Here is a 17,036-nt window from a genome sequence, read left to right as displayed (position 1 = left end):
TACTTCCAAGGCTTTACCTTTTTTAAGAAAGGATTGTGTAAGTGGTTGTATATTACCTCTTTGAAAAATACATGTACACATACAGGAATAAATCTGAACTTATTTACCTGTTATTAGAATTTATTGGTAGCCCTCAAACAATCATAGGTCTCTGGCAAAGAGAAAAGTAACGTTATTTGTCCGGGAATAAGTCCTTTTGAACGTGCCGCCCTTTCAGAAGATCTTCACCTCATGTTTTGCTTTCACTTTCCAGGCCCATAAGGAGAGAGCTTGCGAGAATAAGGATGCATCCGAACAGGGTGGCCCGGGAAACCGGGTCGTTTAAAATTAGGTAGGCAAAAAAGATGGCACTTACGGGCTCAAGCAGGGAGATTACGCTCGCATTCTGAGCTTTCACATGCTCAAGCCCTGTGAAATAGAGAATGGAGCCAAGGGAGGTTATCATTACCCCGAGGAAGAGCAGGACTGGCAGGTTCTCAAGCAGGACTGCGGAGGATATCTGCAGCATAAAGGGGAGGAGGATCACAAGGGTCACGCCTGTTGAGAGGAAAAGCTGTTCCAGGCCTGAATATTCGTCTCTGAGGTAGCGGGAGGTCATGATTATGCAGGCATAGAAAAAGCCTGAAAAAAGTCCCATCAGTACGCCGTAGAGATAGCCTGAACCTGTCGTGCCGGAAACAAGATTTACCGGACCCACGACCACCACAACCCCTATAAGAGAGAGGGTAAGGGCAACAAGGTTTTTTGTGCTGATTTTTTCTTTAAGGAGGATAGGAGCGATCAGCAGGACATAAAGAGGAGCCGTATAAAGCAAAAGCACGGACATTGAGACATTTGTAAAGTTTACAGCCGTGTAATAAGAAAGCATCACTCCGGCCTGCCATGCCCCTAGCAGCAACATGGCTTTTCTTTTTCCTCGAAGCTGGATCCTTGAGCTTCCTGAGAATTTTCCTGCAGTTGCCAGGTAAGCGGCTAGAACAAGAAACCCAAAAAGAAGCTGGCAAAATACAACAGGTCCCTCAGCCATGTTTTTTATGTACAGGAAGAAAATTCCAGCAAATCCGTAGATTACGGATGCGGCAATAACCTGAGCATTTGCTTTTATGTATCCGGGCTCCATGACTTCTTCAAATAAGGAATTGGTTTAAATAAGGCTTTCCGGTCTTGTCCTCAGACAAAAATGAAAAAAACTATTACCATAACATAGATTCGATAACGTTAAATACTGTCGAAACAAAAGTAATAGTGGATAGGCGAGTGTGGAAAAGAATTTGTAGAGGCGTGCCTGGGTTACTTTCTCAGATATCATCACATCACCCCCAGGCGTGCCTATTCCCTTCAATCCGCACGCCTCTGTCCGGCATAACAATTCTCTGATGTCTGCATTTATTTCTACTTCTCTTCCGATCCACTTTATTTTCAGTCTACTTCTTTCCGTCTTTACATTTCTTTTGCCTTTCCTTCACAAGGCTTAACTTCTTTCTGAAACTCGGGATACCGATGAATGGTCAGGCTGAGAGACTTTATGTTTCACGCCAAGCACCTTCACAACAACCATGCTGATCTCAAAAAAGATGATCATTGGTACAGCTACCATGACCTGGCTGAGCACGTCAGGGGGAGTAATTGCAGCTCCTGCAACCAGGAAGACAATATAAATGTGCTTGCGGTAGGTCACAAGGGTACTGTACTGGATAAAGCCGTTCCGGGTAAGGAAAGTGAGGACGATCGGAAGCTCGAAGATTAGTCCGAAAAGGGCTGTGCCTGCAGCTGCGAACGAGATGAACTTGAAGATCGAGTAGGTTGCGGTTACCCCCGAACCTGCTGCGTTAAGGTAGAGGTATTCCAGAAAAAGGGGCAGCATGAAGAAGTAAGCATAAGAAGCCCCGAGAACAAACATTACAAGAACAGCTACACTCAGGAGTAAAAACTGGCTTTTCCCGATCTTTATAGGATTTCGGAAAGAAAAACGCCTCGATACAGCCCTGTAGGCATAGTATGCGATAAAGGGCAGGACTAAGAGCAGACCTATTATAAATGAGAGCTTGAGCTTCAGCATCATTACTTCGAGAGGAGATACATAAACCAGCTTTGCACCCTCAGGTAAGAGGTCCTCTTTCATCCTCTCAATCAGCGGACCCGTAAACTGGAAAGAAAGAGCAACGCCTGCGAAAAGAACTGCAGCAACCACGGTCAGTTTCTTTCTCAGGGTCAGCAGGATTACACTTAAGTTTTCAATTGCTTCTGACATATGGAGTACCTATCCGGCAAATAAAGGAACTGGTTATCCTTCAGGAATTAATTGTCTTTGGGAATCAATTTCCTTCCGGAACTGATTCCTTCAGGGATTGATTTTTTCAGAGATTGATTATCCTGTTATATGTTTTGTTATGCTCGGGTGTAGCAAATGCAAGCTTCCAGATCAAAGCATCTTATTTCAAGCTTTGTGTTTAAGGGATAACACGAAACTTAAGTATGGAAACTAAAACAAGGAAGCGGATACTGTTGATACGAATAATCACTGTAAATATTAAGTACGGTAAATACATATCCTGGCTCTATAGTTTTGGAGCAGTCAGGCTTCGGAATATCCAGAGTATCCGGCATATCAGATATATCAGTCACGTCCGGATTATGCGGGATATTATCGGACCCTTAGATGTAAATGTAATAGGAAGTTCCGATATTAATATATTTATTAAAATGCAGTGTAGACAGAAAAAACTTGGGTAAATCAGCAGAAAAACAGATAGTAAGCTAAGGAAAAATAGCTATAAAACCAGCAAAAAGAGATAGAAACCGACAGGACACCGGATAGCAGACCAGTAGAAAACAACCAAAATTCAGATAAAACCATGAACTCTAATAATACCGGAAACCAGCTGCATGATACAGGAAACAAAATTAATGGAAGCAATAACGTTTATTCTTCCGGGGTCCCTGGGGATTTTGAAGAACCCCTTATGGCTCACCTGTATGAGCTCAGGAAGCGGCTTGCCGTAGTTTTGGTCTGGCTCTGTCTGGCTATGCTGGTTGCATATCCCTTCTCGGAAAAAGGGATGCTGCTTGTCTGGAAAGAGTTCATAAGCCCGGAACTAAATATGGCAGTCTATTCCCCGCTTGAATGGATCTTTGCCCGCCTCAAGCTCTGCCTGGTCTTCGCACTGGCGGTTTCAATCCCACAGTTTTTTTATCAGCTCTACAGGTTTGCAGGCAAAGGGCTTTATCCGCATGAGAAGCGCTTTTTCCTGAAAGTTGTTCCTGCTTCGTTCCTCCTGTTTATTCTGGGCGCTGCTCTTGGCTACTTCATTGTTTTGCCTGTGATGTTCAGGTATATTTTTTTCTATTCCGGAGACGTGGCTTCGGCCCAGCTCTCCGTCCAGAATACCCTCTCAGCAGTGACCACAATCCTTGCAGGCTTCGGAGTCGTGTTTCAGGCACCTCTCCTTGTGGTATTTGCCGTGAAACTGGGGCTTGTAAATTACCAGACCCTCAAAAAACAGCGGTTACTGATCTACAGTGCAATTGTAACGCTTTCGTTGTTCCTTTCACCCGACCCGACATTTATTGCCCAGATCCTGGTCGCGCTTCTGCTTGCAGTCCTCTTTGAGTTCAGCCTGCTGTTGGTAAGGCTGTTTTGACATCGGAAAACGAGCTCAGATAAAAATCCGCTTTCCCTGCCTTTTGCAAGAACTTTTATATTTGATTGCTGATAATAACCGATAATGATAGGTCCCACTGAACTGCTTGCAATCCTTCTCGCTGCGCTCTTTCTCTTCGGGCCAGCCAAGCTTCCCGAACTTGCAAGGTCGCTTGGAGGTGCGGTAGGAGAGTTCAAGAAAGCCCAGCGAGCTGCTGAACTGGAGCTTACTACTTTCGATCCATATACCCGGAAAAACGTGTATGGAGCTACTGCCGGGGCAAAAGAGGGAGCAACGGAAAGAGAAACTGAAGACCTGAATACAAAGACCGGAGCGGACCGGAGCCTTAAAAACTCACTGGAAGCCAGATCTTCCATTCCAGAAAAAGAAAATTCCAAAACTTCCGGAGCAAATTGAAAAATCCCGTAAAATAAAGTTAAGGCATATGCATTCAAGGTTTTCGGAGTTCAAAGTTTCCCGAGTTTAAAGTTTTCGAAGTTCGAAGCTTCAGTTACTGATTAAAAATGAAAGACAGTAAATCTTTATGAATCAAAACAGGTGGTTCTGGCTTTAGAATTCCTTGAAAATTAAAAGCTAGTATAAGGACAAATAGATAAAAATTAGACAAATAATAAATAGAAAATAAAAGGTTTATATAGTAGAAGTAAATCCTCATTCTCTACTATACAGCAGTTATTCAGAATGATTCAGAATCATTTTTGTTTTACCAAAATTATTATAATTTGCTGACAAACACAATTTGCTGATAAACCTGAAAAAAACAGAAAAAGTAAAAATTCGAGGTATAGATATGGTTGGCATGCCAGGTCCCATGGAACTGATGTTCATATTCGCAATAGCTATACTCCTTTTTGGGGCAAGCAAACTCCCGGAACTTGCAAGGTCCATGGGAAGTTCGGTGGGAGAATTCAAAAAAGCCCAGAAAGAATCCGAACAGAGCCTGAGGGATTTTGAAAAGTCCTTAAAGGAACCCATAACTCCAAAGACTAAAGTACAGGAGACTGCTACAAAGCTCGGAATTGACATAAAGGGCAAGACCGATGACCAGCTACTTGAAGAGATCCAGAAAGTCGCAGAGAAACCAAAAGAAGTATCTGAGCCTTGAGAGCGTCTGAAAAGCTAAATTTTCATTTTTCATATTATTTCACCTAATTTTATTTTTTAAATTTCATTTTTTGTCGTCCCGAAATGTATATCTGTGTTAAAATACTCGTGTTAAAATACCCGTGTTAAAATACCCCTATTAAATATTCAGAGCTGACACGGAGGTTTCCTGTGACCGAGTTGATCAGTGAAGTTGACAAAGATGATAATTTTCTTGGACTGCGCCCGAGAGAGGAATTTTATTCGGGGAATCATATTCACAGGGCTTCCCAGCTCATTCTCCTTGACTCTGAAAATAGAATGCTTCTCCAGAAACGGGCTCCAGGAAAATTCTGGTACCCCAACCTCTACACCTATTCCGTAAGCGGCACTGTAGCAGACGAGTCCTACGAAACCTGCATTGCGCGGGAGATGTTCGAAGAAATAGGAATCTCAGTCCCTTTCCGGAAATTATTCAAAATTCCCTGCATCTTAGAAAACAAAGGAGCTTACCATACGGTATTTTCAGGTAGGTGCACGGAAGAAAACACCAGCCTTATACGGTATGACCCCGAAGAAGCCGTTTCCGTTGAGTGGGTGGGACTCGAAGAACTATACAGGGCTGTTAAAATCGAGCCTGGCAGCTATACGCCTTCCCTGAGGGCAGGGATAATCAAAATCTTTGAAGAAGGGTGCGAAAAATATATTTTGTGATATTTACGCGGACCAAAAAAGGATAAAAATTACAAAAATTTCTGACCCGTACAACCTTATTCGTCATATGGGCCGTTCAAGGAATAGATCCACCAGTTAACCGGGGACCACTTTCAGTCTTCCGCTTCGCTAAATTCCCGTTTTACGTACTCTCCGACGATAGGTATATTCTCCCCGCAGACCGGGCAGGTCTTTTCAGGCGTAATTTCGTACTTTTCTATATCGAAAAATCCTCGAATGATCAGTATTTTGCCGCAATTAGGACAGAAGGTATTATTGCGGTCACTTCCCGGGACATTGCCCATGTAGACATACTTCATCCCTTCTTCCGTTGCGATTTTACAGGCTTCCTCCATGGTTTTTACCGGAGTTGGCTGGAGATCCTGCATCTGGTACTGGGGGTGGAAGCGCGTGAAGTGAAGGGGGGTGTCAGGCCCGAGGTTTTTGTAGATCCACTTCGAAAGTTCCCGGAGTTCATCAGGAGAGTCGTTGTGTTTCGGGATGATAAGGTTTGTTATCTCCACATGGATCCCAAGCTCTTTTGCAAGGATAGAAGACTCAAGTACGGGGGCCAGCTTTGCACTGGCAACATCATGATAGAACTTCTCGGTGAAAGCCTTAATATCGATATTGGCAGCATCCAGATAGGGTGCGATGTGCCGGAGGGCTTCTGGAGTCATGTAGCCATTGGTCACATAAACTGTTGCAAGCCCTGCCTCTTTTGCCATCTTTGCACTTTCGTAAGTATATTCGTGCCAGATTGTAGGCTCGTTATACGTCCAGGCAACGGACCTGGAACCTGAGAAAAGCGCCCTTGCCACCAGTTCGTCCGGAAGGATATCTGTTGTATAAGAGTCTTCCAGGCAGACTTGAGAAATCGACCAGTTCTGGCAGTGTTTGCACCTGAAATTGCACCCGATAGTCCCCACCGAATAAACATAAGACCCGGGATAGAAATGGTAAAGTGGCTTTTTTTCGATAGGGTCCACAGCTTCGCTGGAAACGGTCCCGTAAATGAGAGAATAAAGATTACCTCCCCTGTTTTCCCTGACTCCGCAAAATCCTCTCTTTTCGGGAGCAATTTTGCACCTGTGGGCACAGAGCCCGCACTGTACCTTGTCAGCTTCGAGTTTCTCGTAGAACATGGCTTCGCGAATCACAACAATCCCCATAGAGTGATTGTTTTTTTGGGTAATAACGTTACTGTCGGAGAAAAGTAATCCAAAACCCTCAGGAAATGACCTGTTTGCCCGGGAAGTTTTACGTAGAAAGCTACGGATTTACTTCTTTTAAATTTACAGTGAGTATTTCATCTCTTTCTTATTCATATGTTCGTTGGTGCTCCTGTACAGAAAAAGAGAAAGGATATGGAGACTCTTGATTTTGCGTTTTATCTCCGCAAGCTGACCGGAGACCTCCTCAGTTCATATATCGTAGGAAATGGAAAAATTGACCTGAAACTGGACCTTGAGCAGATTTATCTGGGAATGGATACCGCAGTTCCTCTCGGCATCATCGTAAACGAACTGGTTTCGAATTCCTTAAAGCATGCTTTTCCCCGGGAAAGAAAGGAGAAATCCGCATAAGGCTTTTAAGATCAGAAGACTGCGAAAAAGGGCATGAAAAAGACAATTCCGAAGCAGAAATACACATAGAAACAGTCTCACAGAGCATAGAAACGGATGAAATGGGCATCGAGAAAAGTGAAGAGGGAATAGTAAGGTGTTCCGAGAGCAAAAGGAGCATTGAAAAGAGTGAAAAAGAGCCAATGTTTGTGCTGATCGTAGCTGATGACGGAAATGAATTTCCTCATAATATCGATTTCAGGAATACGGATTCTCTGGGGCTCCGGCTTGTAAACATTCTAAAGAAAGCCCCAGGAAGAACAACAGGTAAAGCAAAAACGACTAAGCATTGATTTCAATTAACAGTTATCTGTTTGGTCTGCCTGCGGCAAAAATGTATAGACTCCTTTTTTCCTTGACCTTCAGAGATTCATCTTTCAGGGAGTGGCTTTGCAAATATCGGGCTGAAAGAAAACAGATTCACCGGTTGTACAGGATTGTCAGATTGTTCCAAAGAATATTTTACCAATAGATAAAATTCATTTATCCACAAAAATTTCGTATATACGAAAATTTTAAATATTTAGTATTACATTTCAAGACTAGGAAAAATATTAGGTTATCCGAAAATTAAAGGGTGATTAAAAATGATAGAAACGATAGATAAAACCCTGAATATGCTGGAAACAGGTCAGAAAGCCCGTGTTATCCAGGTAAGAGGAGGGGGGAGTTCCCGTAAGCGACTCCTTGATATGGGGATGGTTCCCGGGACAGTTCTGAGTGTCACCAAAAAAGCCCCATTGGGTGACCCTGTGGATTTCAAGTTGAAAGGATACAACCTCTCCCTCAGGAAGACTGAGGCTGAGGCAGTTGTTGTTGAAGTACTGGAGGATTAATTTGACCGCACGGATGCCTCTTACCATGCTTTCGGAAGGGAAAGGCTGCAGGATCAAAGAAGTTCGGGCAGGTCTGGGCCTCAAAAGAAGACTGACAGAAATGGGTTTTACGCCTTCGTCCTCTGTCCGGCTTATAGGATGCGAGAGAGGGAATCTGCTTGTCAACGTGAATGGAGCACGTTATGCCCTTGGAAAGGGTATGGCTATGAAAATTATGGTGGAACCGGATCCATGTGAAGGTGTGGAACTTGGTTGAGACTAAAATCAGGGTTGCACTTACAGGAAATCCCAATGTGGGCAAGACAACCGTTTTCAATGCTATTACCGGAGCCAGGCAAAAAGTGGGAAACTGGCCAGGGGTAACGGTTGAGAAAAAAGTAGGTACAAAAGAATATGCCGGACATGTTCTCGAAATTGTAGACCTTCCCGGAACCTACAGCCTCACAGCCTATTCGGCAGACGAAGTTGTTTCCAGAGATTATATCCTCGAGGAAAAACCGGATGTTGTGGTACAGATTCTTGACTCGACAAATCTGGAACGCAACCTGTACCTGAGCACCCAGCTACTGGAAATGGGAACGAAACTTGTCTTTGCTCTGAATATGTCCGACCTTTCGGAAAGCCGGGGAGATGAGGTGGATATCCTCAGGCTTGAAAGATTACTTGGAACCGCTTTGATAAAGACAACGGCAAACGAAGGCAAGGGCATTAACGACCTCCTTGACGCAATAATCACAAAAGCCGATTCCGAAGCGCACCTGCCTCATGAGATAGGGTACGGGAAAGATGTTGAAGAGAAGATACGTCATCTTGAAAATATTCTCGTTAAAGACATGACCCTTATGAACAGATACCCTTCCAGATGGTTTAGCATAAAACTACTCGAAGGAGACGAAAATGCTCGCTCAAAACTTTCTAGGTCAAGTGTAAAGCCTGAAGTTGAAAAGTTCCTTTCCGGTCTGGATTCGGAGGGATACGAAGCTGAAATGGCCGATAAGCGGTACGAGTTCATAAGCAGCATACTGTCTCAGGCATGTACGACCTGTGCTGAAAAGATGTCACCATCCGACATGGTCGATAAAGTACTTACAAACAGATATCTTGGAATACCCATATTCCTTGCCCTGATGTGGGGTATGTTTGAACTTACTTTTACCTTCGCCTCTCCCTTCATGGAACTCATAGACATGTTTTTCGGTTCGCTTGCCGAATCTGTTGCTGCAAACATTGATTCTTCCTGGCTTGCATCCCTGCTAGGGGACGGGATAATTGCAGGAGTGGGATCAGTTATACTTTTTGTACCCAATATTTTCATCCTGTTCTTCCTCCTGGCTTTGCTGGAAGACAGCGGATATCTTGCAAGAGCCGCCTTTATTATGGACAGGTTGATGTATTCCATGGGGCTTCAGGGAAAATCCTTTATTCCAATGCTTATGGGATTCGGGTGTTCGGTCCCGGCTATTATGGCAACCCGCACCCTTGAAGATGAAAAAGACCGCCTCATTACGATGATGGTTACGCCTTTCATGTCCTGCGGGGCCAGGATGCCTGTTTACGTGCTGCTTGCAGGGACGTTTTTCGGAAAACAGGCCGGATCGGTTATCTTTGGGCTTTACGTGCTCGGCATAATTGTGGCAATCCTGTCTGCCAAGCTTTTCCGGAGTGTCATTTTCAAGGGCAAACCTTCTTCCTTTATAATGGAACTTCCTCCTTACCATGTGCCTTCGGTCGGTAATTCCCTGAAACATATGTGGAACCAGGGTTCCCTTTACCTGAAAAGGGTAGGTACCGTGATCGCAGGGGGAGTGGTGATAATATGGCTACTTGCATACTTCCCACAGGGAGTCGAATACGGAAGTGCGGAAAGTTACATAGGCAGTCTGGGAAAACTGCTCGAGCCTCTCGTAGCACCGATAGGTTTTGACTGGAAAATTGCAATTTCCCTGATCTTCGGGTTCCTTGCCAAAGAGGTTGTCCTCGGTTCTCTCGGTACCCTATATGGCACAGGGGAAGATGAAGGAATATTGTCTTCGACTCTTGCAGCAGACCCTACATTCACACCCGCTATTGCACTCGGGCTCATGGTGTTTACCCTGCTTTACGTACCCTGCATAGGAGCAGTTGCAGTAATCAAAAAAGAGTCCGGCTCCTGGAAATGGATGCTTTTTGCAGCAGCTTATTCGACAGCAATAGCGTGGATAATGGCCTTTGCGACGGTAAAAATAGGGAATATCATATTCGCATGAAGAGGAGATATAAATGGAAAATAAGAACAAAGCTCTGACCTATTTTACCCTCCTCTGGGGGATAACCTACCTGGCAATCGGGAGCTTACAGGTCCTGAAAGGAGCCGGGTTTTTGCCTGAAAACTTTATAGCTTCCAACCTGCTTCCCCCGGAAATTGCCGGAGGGCTGGTACTTGTAGTCGTAGGTGCGGTTTATTTATACGGAACTAGTGAACTTTCAAAAGATTTCCAGGAAGGAAGAGCCTACGCATATGTAGGGATCGTACTTTCCATGCTCTTCGGAGCTCTATATTCCCTGAACTTTATTGCCGACCTTATTAATGCGTGGGTTTTGTTTGCGGAGGGATTTGAGGAATGGACACCACTTGTAGATTTCAAGCCTGCACTTTACCTTGGCCTGCTTTCTCTTGTAATATACGCGGGCTGGGAAAATAAATTCAAACTTCAGGAAAGGAGGGAAACAAGGTAATGGTACTCGGATACATGTATGTACTGAAACAGGTGGCAGAAGCGGAAAAGAAAGGCAGTATCTCTTTCAATGAGATTTCGAGACATTTGAAAATGAGTACGCAGCAGCTTAAAGGCTTACTCGAGATTATGGAAGGAATGGGACATGTTGAAAAAGTTATGGAAAAAAATCCTGACTGGTCTTCTTCCTGCTCCGGTTCCTGTAAAGATTGCGGACTTTGTGGCTGTTCCGGGAAAATCACCGTATCAAGCGGTACCGTTTACAAGTTGACAGAAAAGGGACGAAGGGTTTGCCATAACCGGACGGGCTGAACCTGAAAAACCCTGATCAAAAAATCTTGATGAACAGAAACCGAAGATTTCAAAAGCCTGAAAGCAGCCTTCCTGAGCTTAAAGCTGCATAGACAGATCAAAAAGCGAACAACCGTACAGGATCAGTAAAGGCCGGAAATAAAAAACGAAAGTCGAAAACAGACTTTAAAGCTTTAAGACTACAGGTTACAAAGCAGCTAGCTAGGGCTTTGAAATTTTTCGGCTCAACGGAAAGGAAGACAGGACAGAGATGCCTACCAACCTGGAAAATTCCCGGAAAAATTAGATCCTGTCTTCCTATCCACAAAATATCCCGGTACCTATAAACTGAAAGAATAAATTTCAATTATTCCGTTAAAGAAAGCAATAACCCTGAACAATTTAGTTTAAGCAGAAGTTAACAACCAGAAAATGGAATTGATAAAACATATTATCATTAACTGTTGCCGGGTAAGTTGTTCATCCCCGCAGCAAGCTAACGGGGTATTCAACTGAAATAAAAAACGAGAACTGAAAACATTCTTTAAAACTTTAAGTCAACCGATTGCAAAATGACCAGACTTTACTCTCCCGAATCAATGGGAATATTGAATATAACCAATTAGGGTCCAGGTATTCAGGAAGTCAAGCTATAGCCAGGAAGCAAAATAATGCAACATTAGGTGAGCTACAAAGTGTTTTCTTTGTTGCTGCAATTACGAGCGTGACTATAAATGCCAAAAGAGAAAAAAAAATTTATTTTAAAAAGGTTCATGCCCTACATGGGCAAGAAGAAAGTACTTTTGCCATTATCATTGGTATTGTCAGGAATTTCCGCAGTTCTTAACATCTTGCCTTTTGTGCTTATATGGTACATAACACGTGATATATTATCAGCTCCCCAATCGATTGACATTTCAAATGTCAGTTTTTATGCGTGGCTAGCCTTTGCAAGTGCAATCGGAGGAATAATAGTATATTTTTGCGCACTTATGAGCTCGCATCTTGCGGCTTTTCACGTAGAGGTAGGGATACAAAAAGTTGGCATGAACAAAATAATGTCTATGCCGCTTGGTTTTTTTGATAAGCATTCAAGCGGGAAAATACGGAAGATTGTAAATGACGGAGCGGGAACAACTCATACATTTTTAGCACATCAGCTCCCGGATATGGCAGGCAGCATCGTCTCCCCCATTATTCTTATAGCTCTGACTTTTATTGTAGACTGGAGAATGGGACTTGCTTCTTTTGTTCCAATTATTTTGGGTTTCATAACAATGAAGTTCATGATGAGCTCCGAAGGTAAAAAATTTCAAAAAATGTATTTTGATTCTTTAGAGGAAATGAGCTCCGAATCCGTGGAATATGTCCGTGGTATTCCGATTGTAAAAACATTCGGTCAAACCGTATTTTCTTTTAAGCGGTTCTATAACAGTATAATAAAATACAAAGAGATGGTCCATGCGTATACCCTCCTTTGGCGAAAACCAATGTCATTTTACACCATAATTATGCAATCAGCCGCATTCTTTTTAATTCCGGTGGCTATCTTTTTGATAGGAAGAGGAGAAAACCTTCCCCTTGTGCTTGCGGACTTTGTTTTTTACATTCTGATATCACCAATTTTTACTATGCTTTTGATGAAATCGATGTATTTTCAGCAAAATACTTTGATTGCGGAGCAAGCCATTGACAGGCTGGATAACCTATTAGCTTATCCAGGCATGAGCCATAGCGAAAACACAAAAAACATCCAAAATCACAGCCTGGAGTTTAGGAACGTAGCGTTTTCATATGAAGGGAGCGACAAACGCGCCGTCGATAAAATCAGCTTTAAATTAAACGAAGGTGAAACGGTAGCACTTGTAGGTCCCTCAGGAGGCGGAAAAACAACCATTTCCAGGCTGGCCGCCCGCTTTTGGGATGCAGATGAAGGCGCAGTATTAGTCGGAGGAATAAATGTCAAGGATATTCCCAAAAAAGAACTAATGGACAATATTTCCTTTGTTTTTCAAAACACCAGGCTGTTTAAAGGTTCACTAAAAGAAAACATAGTTTTTGGAAAAGATAACGTCGGAGAAGAAGAACTAAATAAAGCAATTGATTTTTCGCAGTCAAGAGAAATTATCGAAAATCTCCCTGACGGACTTGATACGATAATAGGCTCAAAAGGAACCTATCTTTCAGGGGGAGAACAACAGAGAATTGCGCTTGCCAGAGCCACGGTCAAGAATGCTCCGATCGTGCTTTTAGATGAAGCCACTGCCTTTGTAGACCCTGAAAATGAACATTTAATCCAAAAAGCTCTTAAGGAGCTTAGCCGTGGCAAAACAACTCTTATGATTGCACATCGTCTTACCAGCGTACGGGAGGTCAACAGAATCCTGGTTATCGAAAGCGGAAGGATTGCAGAGGAAGGAACGCACGCAGATCTGCTGAATAAAGGTGGCATCTACAAAACCATGTGGGATGAATACCAAAAATCTGTTGCCTGGAAAATTGCCGCAAAAGCCAGGTAAACTAAGGAGGTCAATATGATAAAATATTTTCAAAACAAATATGCTATGTCTGAAAAAGGCGCAAAAGACCTTCTTCACTCGATAATCTGGACCGTAGTGATGGACATCAGCTTTCTGGCTCCGGTAATCCTCAGCTTTTATTTCCTCGATGAACACATAAGCTCCCTGATAAATTCTTCAACCAGCCAGAAAAGCAGCTTTTTTTACTACGTTATTCTGTCTGCCGTGTCCTTCATGATAATGTTTGTTATCGCCACCTTTCAGTACGATTCGGCCTACACGAAAATTTATGAAGAAAGTGCTCAAAGACGGATCAGTCTGGCTGAAACGCTAAGAAAGCTTCCATTAGCTTTTTTTGGCAAAAAAAATATTGCCGATTTAAGCTCTACCATCATGGAAGATGTAACACAGATAGAGCTGCTCTTTTCCCATACGGTTCCCCAGCTTTATGCAGCGGGGTTGACTCTTCTGATCATGGGAGTGATGATGTTTTTCTATAACTGGGAACTGTCCCTTGCCGTATTCTGGGTAGTTCCGGTTGCCGCCCTGGTTTTTTATCTTTCGAGAAAGTTTCAAAATAGTACACAGGTGAGAATATATGATATAAAAAGAGATATCTCGGATAATATTCAAGAGGGACTTGATTCTGTCCACGAAGTAAAGTCCTATAACAGAGAAGAGGCTTTTTCAAAGGCGTTAAACGCAAAGTTGGATAACTACGAAAAGTTTTTGATTAAAACAGAGCTTTTGATTGGCGCATTCATCAACCTTTCTTACGCTGTTTTAAAGCTTGGTCTTCCCAGTGTCATATTGGCCGGAGCATATCTTTTGTCAACCGGGGATATAAGTATTTTTACTTACATTGTTTTTCTTGTCGTCACTGCGCGCATTTATAATCCGATTATGGACGCTTTGAACAACTTTGCAGCGCTTATATATCTCAACGTACGGATAAAACGCATGAAAGAGATGGATGGAATGCCAGGACAGGAGGGAAGAACTGAATTTCATCCGAAAAACTACGATATCGAATTCAAGAACGTGGACTTCTCCTATCAAGACGGTGTGCAAACATTGCAGAATGTAAACTTCACCGCAAAGCAAGGCGAAGTAACGGCGCTTGTAGGACCTTCCGGCGGCGGGAAAAGCACGGTTGCAAAACTGTCTGCTCGTTTCTGGGATATCGACAGAGGAGTCATAACCCTGGGCGGAGAAGATATCTCTCGGATTGATCCCGAAACCCTTCTGAATAATTTTTCAATTGTTTTTCAGGATGTTACGCTTTTTAATTCAAGAGTTATGGATAATATCCGTCTTGGGAAGGAAGAAGCACCGGATGAAGAAGTAATGAAGGCAGCACAACTGGCCCAATGCGATGAGTTCGTAAAGAAGCTTCCGCAAGGATATGACACCTTAATAGGAGAAAACGGGGAAAAATTATCGGGAGGCGAAAGACAGCGTATATCAATAGCCAGAGCAATACTGAAAGACGCTCCAATTATCCTGCTTGACGAGGCTACAGCATCTCTTGATGCGGAAAATGAGAGCAAAATCCAAAGGGCACTCAGTGAGCTTATAAAAAACAAAACCGTTTTGATTATTGCGCACCGTATGAGAACAGTTTCAGGGGCTGATAAGATTGTTGTTATTAAAGACGGGGTTATCGCAGAAACAGGCACACCTTTTGAATTAAAAGAAAAACAAGGAATTTTTTCCTCAATGTTAAAGGCGCAATATCAAAGTAATTAATACTTTTGGGGATGTGAATTAGGACTGCATCCGGCTGTCCGGCAGGAATGTAAGAGGGTTCACACTGGAGAGTCTGCTCTCCAACATCAACAAGGTATTCCAGATATAGTGAACGGTTTTAAGGTAAGAATTTGCCATCCAAACAGCGGAGCATATCGAATTAGTCCTATGAAAAAGTTAAAAATGTTTAGATCTTGAAGTGTTTCTTTGAAGATTTGAAAAAAATTGGCACATATCTGACTGGACAGTATTTCAGGATACTTCTCAGGAGTTTATTGAGATCCCGAGCAGAGCGAAAGAGTTTTTCGTATATGCAAATAATATATTATTTTACAAATTAATTTCTTTTAACAAATAGTATTTCATATACTAGCATATTTTTCGGATATACGAAAATTATAAATAGTTACTACAACATTTCAAGTTTGAGGAAAATATTCGCATCCCAAACATAAATTTGGAAAAATGTGAGGAAATTCCGAAAAATTGGAAAATCTTTTCAGATGCGAAAAACGGAATAAGACTCATATTAATGCCAATTGAAGGAGGCCTTGAAGAAGACGGCAAAAAGGAGGTTTGCTGGGAAACAGAGAGGTTAATTCGAGAGGAGAAGCTTCCGAACTTATCCGACTATGCTGACTCTCAATTGAAAGATGGGGGATTCTATAAGTATGGATAATAAGCCGGATTTACAGGATATAACACCGAATTTACAGGGTATACCCGAGACCTTGCTTATCCCGCTGTGGGCGCGGGCCGTTGAAGCAGAACAAACCTGTCCGATAATTAAAGATACAAAAGCAGCGGAGATAATGAATGGACTTGACTATGATTTCACGAAATTTGCCAATGCATGGAAATCCCAGATCGGGGTTGTGGTGAGGACAAAACTTCTGGATCAAGCGGTGCGGAGTTTCATTCAAAAGTACCCCGATGCTGTAGTGGTTAACATAGGCTGTGGACTGGATACACGCTTTGTGCAGGTAGATAATGGCAGGATGCACTGGTACGATTTGGATTTACCGGAAGTAATCCGCATCAGGCAGAATTTTTTTGTCGAAACTGACCACTACAGGATGATTGCCAAATCGGTCTTTGATGATTCCTGGATGGACGAAATTTGTGTAACTGACGAACCGGTTTTGATCATTGCCGAAGGGCTGCTGATGTATTTTACCGTGCAGGAAGTCAAAACCCTGCTGAATAAACTGATTTCCGAATTCCCGGGAGGAGAAATGCTTCTGGAAGTTATGAGCCCGGACATCGTGAAGATGAGCAAGCGACATGATGCCATCGGCAGGATGGATGCTAAGTTTCGATGGGGGATAAAAGATAGCCAGGAATTGGAAACCTACAATCAGCTAATTAAAGTGGTCAATGAGTGGAATTACTTCGATTATCACAAAGACAGGTGGGGCTGGCTGGGCTGGCTGGCTGTTATTCCTGCTTTTAAAAATCATTTCAATAACAGGATAGTCCATTTGCAATTCACTTAAGACCGGGATTTCCTGCGTATACTGCCAGATCATCGTTGCTGCAATGCATAACTCTAGTATGGTGGCGCATCGCGCCAGAAACATCATTGATATTATAGAAAAGAGGTGATAATAAGGGACGAATTTTCAGAAATCCAGAGGAATAAAGTACAGAATACGATTATGATGCCGTTCAATTGATCGGATTTCATCAAAGAAACGCGGATTTGAAAAGATTAGCGTATGCTATCGACCAGAATATCAACTATTTGCACATTTAGACAAAAGATTTCCAAAAATGATATGAAGAGGGGTTTATTATGGGAAAACCACACATTATCTTAAGTAATAAGTGGCAACTGAGAAAA

General features: G+C 42.8%; 18 protein-coding genes. 15 read left to right on the top strand and 3 right to left on the bottom strand.

Going from position 1 to position 17,036, the window contains the following annotated elements:
* Positions 1–229: 229 nt before the first annotated feature.
* Both MSSIT_RS22465 and tatC (MSSIT_RS14550) read right to left on the bottom strand, forming a co-directional pair.
* A complete protein-coding gene (locus MSSIT_RS22465; protein ID WP_082089024.1) occupies positions 230–1,120 on the bottom strand; it encodes a DMT family transporter in 891 nt (296 codons plus the stop codon).
* Between the two features lie 351 nt (positions 1,121–1,471).
* Entirely contained in the window at positions 1,472–2,251 is a 780-nt protein-coding gene (gene tatC / locus MSSIT_RS14550) for a Sec-independent protein translocase TatC (RefSeq protein WP_048173295.1), read from the bottom strand.
* 604 nt (positions 2,252–2,855) lie between these two features.
* Here tatC (MSSIT_RS14550) and tatC (MSSIT_RS14540) point away from each other — a divergent pair.
* The 4 genes from tatC (MSSIT_RS14540) (at position 2,856) to MSSIT_RS14525 (ending at position 5,459) form a co-directional block, all read left to right on the top strand.
* Positions 2,856–3,641: a twin-arginine translocase subunit TatC gene (gene tatC / locus MSSIT_RS14540; RefSeq protein ID WP_048173292.1), complete on the top strand. Its 786-nt coding sequence runs from the start codon at positions 2,856–2,858 to the stop codon at positions 3,639–3,641.
* Positions 3,642–3,725: 84 nt separating this feature from the next.
* Positions 3,726–4,058 (top strand): twin-arginine translocase TatA/TatE family subunit, encoded by a 333-nt coding sequence (locus MSSIT_RS14535; RefSeq protein ID WP_048173290.1) that lies wholly within the window; start codon positions 3,726–3,728, stop codon positions 4,056–4,058.
* Positions 4,059–4,452: 394 nt separating this feature from the next.
* Positions 4,453–4,767, top strand: a complete 315-nt coding sequence (locus MSSIT_RS14530; protein WP_231589849.1) for a twin-arginine translocase TatA/TatE family subunit — start codon at positions 4,453–4,455, stop codon at positions 4,765–4,767.
* A gap of 170 nt (positions 4,768–4,937) precedes the next feature.
* Positions 4,938–5,459, top strand: a complete 522-nt coding sequence (locus MSSIT_RS14525) for a Nudix hydrolase (protein WP_231589848.1) — start codon at positions 4,938–4,940, stop codon at positions 5,457–5,459.
* 113 nt (positions 5,460–5,572) lie between these two features.
* Here the strand turns inward: MSSIT_RS14525 and amrS are convergent, their stop codons facing one another.
* Positions 5,573–6,631, bottom strand: a complete 1,059-nt coding sequence (gene amrS / locus MSSIT_RS14520; RefSeq protein WP_048173289.1) for an AmmeMemoRadiSam system radical SAM enzyme — start codon at positions 6,629–6,631, stop codon at positions 5,573–5,575.
* Positions 6,632–6,826: 195 nt separating this feature from the next.
* Here amrS and MSSIT_RS24985 point away from each other — a divergent pair, with 195 nt between their 5' ends.
* The 11 genes from MSSIT_RS24985 (at position 6,827) to MSSIT_RS14465 (ending at position 16,689) form a co-directional block, all read left to right on the top strand.
* Positions 6,827–7,045 (top strand): sensor histidine kinase, encoded by a 219-nt coding sequence (locus tag MSSIT_RS24985; protein ID WP_231589847.1) that lies wholly within the window; start codon positions 6,827–6,829, stop codon positions 7,043–7,045.
* A gap of 101 nt (positions 7,046–7,146) precedes the next feature.
* The gene (locus tag MSSIT_RS24980; RefSeq protein WP_048173284.1) at positions 7,147–7,377 is read left to right on the top strand and encodes a hypothetical protein; all 231 of its coding nucleotides are present in this window, start codon (positions 7,147–7,149) and stop codon (positions 7,375–7,377) included.
* A gap of 294 nt (positions 7,378–7,671) precedes the next feature.
* Positions 7,672–7,920 carry a FeoA family protein gene (locus MSSIT_RS14505; protein WP_048173283.1) on the top strand — a complete coding sequence of 83 codons (249 nt, stop codon included), beginning with the start codon at positions 7,672–7,674 and terminating at the stop codon, positions 7,918–7,920.
* A 13-nt stretch (positions 7,921–7,933) separates the two neighbouring features.
* Positions 7,934–8,176 carry a FeoA family protein gene (locus MSSIT_RS14500; protein ID WP_048174879.1) on the top strand — a complete coding sequence of 81 codons (243 nt, stop codon included), beginning with the start codon at positions 7,934–7,936 and terminating at the stop codon, positions 8,174–8,176.
* Positions 8,169–10,166 (top strand): ferrous iron transport protein B, encoded by a 1,998-nt coding sequence (feoB, locus tag MSSIT_RS14495; protein ID WP_048173281.1) that lies wholly within the window; start codon positions 8,169–8,171, stop codon positions 10,164–10,166. The genes MSSIT_RS14500 and feoB overlap by 8 nt, the downstream gene beginning before the upstream one ends.
* A gap of 13 nt (positions 10,167–10,179) precedes the next feature.
* Positions 10,180–10,635, top strand: a complete 456-nt coding sequence (locus MSSIT_RS14490) for a hypothetical protein (protein ID WP_048173280.1) — start codon at positions 10,180–10,182, stop codon at positions 10,633–10,635.
* Entirely contained in the window at positions 10,635–10,946 is a 312-nt protein-coding gene (locus MSSIT_RS14485; RefSeq protein WP_048173278.1) for a FeoC-like transcriptional regulator, read from the top strand. Before MSSIT_RS14490 ends, MSSIT_RS14485 begins: the two co-directional genes overlap by 1 nt.
* A gap of 713 nt (positions 10,947–11,659) precedes the next feature.
* A complete protein-coding gene (locus MSSIT_RS14480; protein ID WP_048173276.1) occupies positions 11,660–13,444 on the top strand; it encodes an ABC transporter ATP-binding protein in 1,785 nt (594 codons plus the stop codon).
* 15 nt (positions 13,445–13,459) lie between these two features.
* Positions 13,460–15,193: an ABC transporter ATP-binding protein gene (locus MSSIT_RS14475; RefSeq protein WP_048173274.1), complete on the top strand. Its 1,734-nt coding sequence runs from the start codon at positions 13,460–13,462 to the stop codon at positions 15,191–15,193.
* A 457-nt stretch (positions 15,194–15,650) separates the two neighbouring features.
* Complete coding sequence (locus tag MSSIT_RS14470) at positions 15,651–15,872, top strand: hypothetical protein (protein ID WP_048173272.1); 222 nt, start codon at positions 15,651–15,653, stop codon at positions 15,870–15,872.
* Positions 15,865–16,689, top strand: a complete 825-nt coding sequence (locus tag MSSIT_RS14465; protein WP_048173270.1) for a class I SAM-dependent methyltransferase — start codon at positions 15,865–15,867, stop codon at positions 16,687–16,689. The genes MSSIT_RS14470 and MSSIT_RS14465 overlap by 8 nt, the downstream gene beginning before the upstream one ends.
* Positions 16,690–17,036: the final 347 nt, after the last annotated feature.

The sequence above is a fragment of the Methanosarcina siciliae T4/M genome (assembly GCF_000970085.1).
Classification (GTDB): domain Archaea; phylum Halobacteriota; class Methanosarcinia; order Methanosarcinales; family Methanosarcinaceae; genus Methanosarcina; species Methanosarcina siciliae.
Note: the sequence above shows the minus strand (reverse complement) of the source record. Positions and strands in the feature narration are given on the sequence as shown.

Excerpts from the sequence above, each read along its gene's own strand:
- MSSIT_RS22465 (WP_082089024.1), bottom strand. The coding sequence starts at position 1,120 with ATGGAGCCCGGATACATAAAAGCAAATGCTCAGGTTATTGCCGCATCC.
- tatC (WP_048173295.1), bottom strand. The coding sequence starts at position 2,251 with ATGTCAGAAGCAATTGAAAACTTAAGTGTAATCCTGCTGACCCTGAGA.
- tatC (WP_048173292.1), top strand. The coding sequence starts at position 2,856 with ATGAACTCTAATAATACCGGAAACCAGCTGCATGATACAGGAAACAAA.
- MSSIT_RS14535 (WP_048173290.1), top strand. The coding sequence starts at position 3,726 with ATGATAGGTCCCACTGAACTGCTTGCAATCCTTCTCGCTGCGCTCTTT.
- MSSIT_RS14530 (WP_231589849.1), top strand. The coding sequence starts at position 4,453 with ATGGTTGGCATGCCAGGTCCCATGGAACTGATGTTCATATTCGCAATA.
- amrS (WP_048173289.1), bottom strand. The coding sequence starts at position 6,631 with ATGGGGATTGTTGTGATTCGCGAAGCCATGTTCTACGAGAAACTCGAA.
- MSSIT_RS24985 (WP_231589847.1), top strand. The coding sequence starts at position 6,827 with ATGGAGACTCTTGATTTTGCGTTTTATCTCCGCAAGCTGACCGGAGAC.
- MSSIT_RS24980 (WP_048173284.1), top strand. The coding sequence starts at position 7,147 with ATGGGCATCGAGAAAAGTGAAGAGGGAATAGTAAGGTGTTCCGAGAGC.
- MSSIT_RS14505 (WP_048173283.1), top strand. The coding sequence starts at position 7,672 with ATGATAGAAACGATAGATAAAACCCTGAATATGCTGGAAACAGGTCAG.
- MSSIT_RS14500 (WP_048174879.1), top strand. The coding sequence starts at position 7,934 with ATGCCTCTTACCATGCTTTCGGAAGGGAAAGGCTGCAGGATCAAAGAA.
- MSSIT_RS14490 (WP_048173280.1), top strand. The coding sequence starts at position 10,180 with ATGGAAAATAAGAACAAAGCTCTGACCTATTTTACCCTCCTCTGGGGG.
- MSSIT_RS14485 (WP_048173278.1), top strand. The coding sequence starts at position 10,635 with ATGGTACTCGGATACATGTATGTACTGAAACAGGTGGCAGAAGCGGAA.
- MSSIT_RS14480 (WP_048173276.1), top strand. The coding sequence starts at position 11,660 with ATGCCAAAAGAGAAAAAAAAATTTATTTTAAAAAGGTTCATGCCCTAC.
- MSSIT_RS14475 (WP_048173274.1), top strand. The coding sequence starts at position 13,460 with ATGATAAAATATTTTCAAAACAAATATGCTATGTCTGAAAAAGGCGCA.
- MSSIT_RS14465 (WP_048173270.1), top strand. The coding sequence starts at position 15,865 with ATGGATAATAAGCCGGATTTACAGGATATAACACCGAATTTACAGGGT.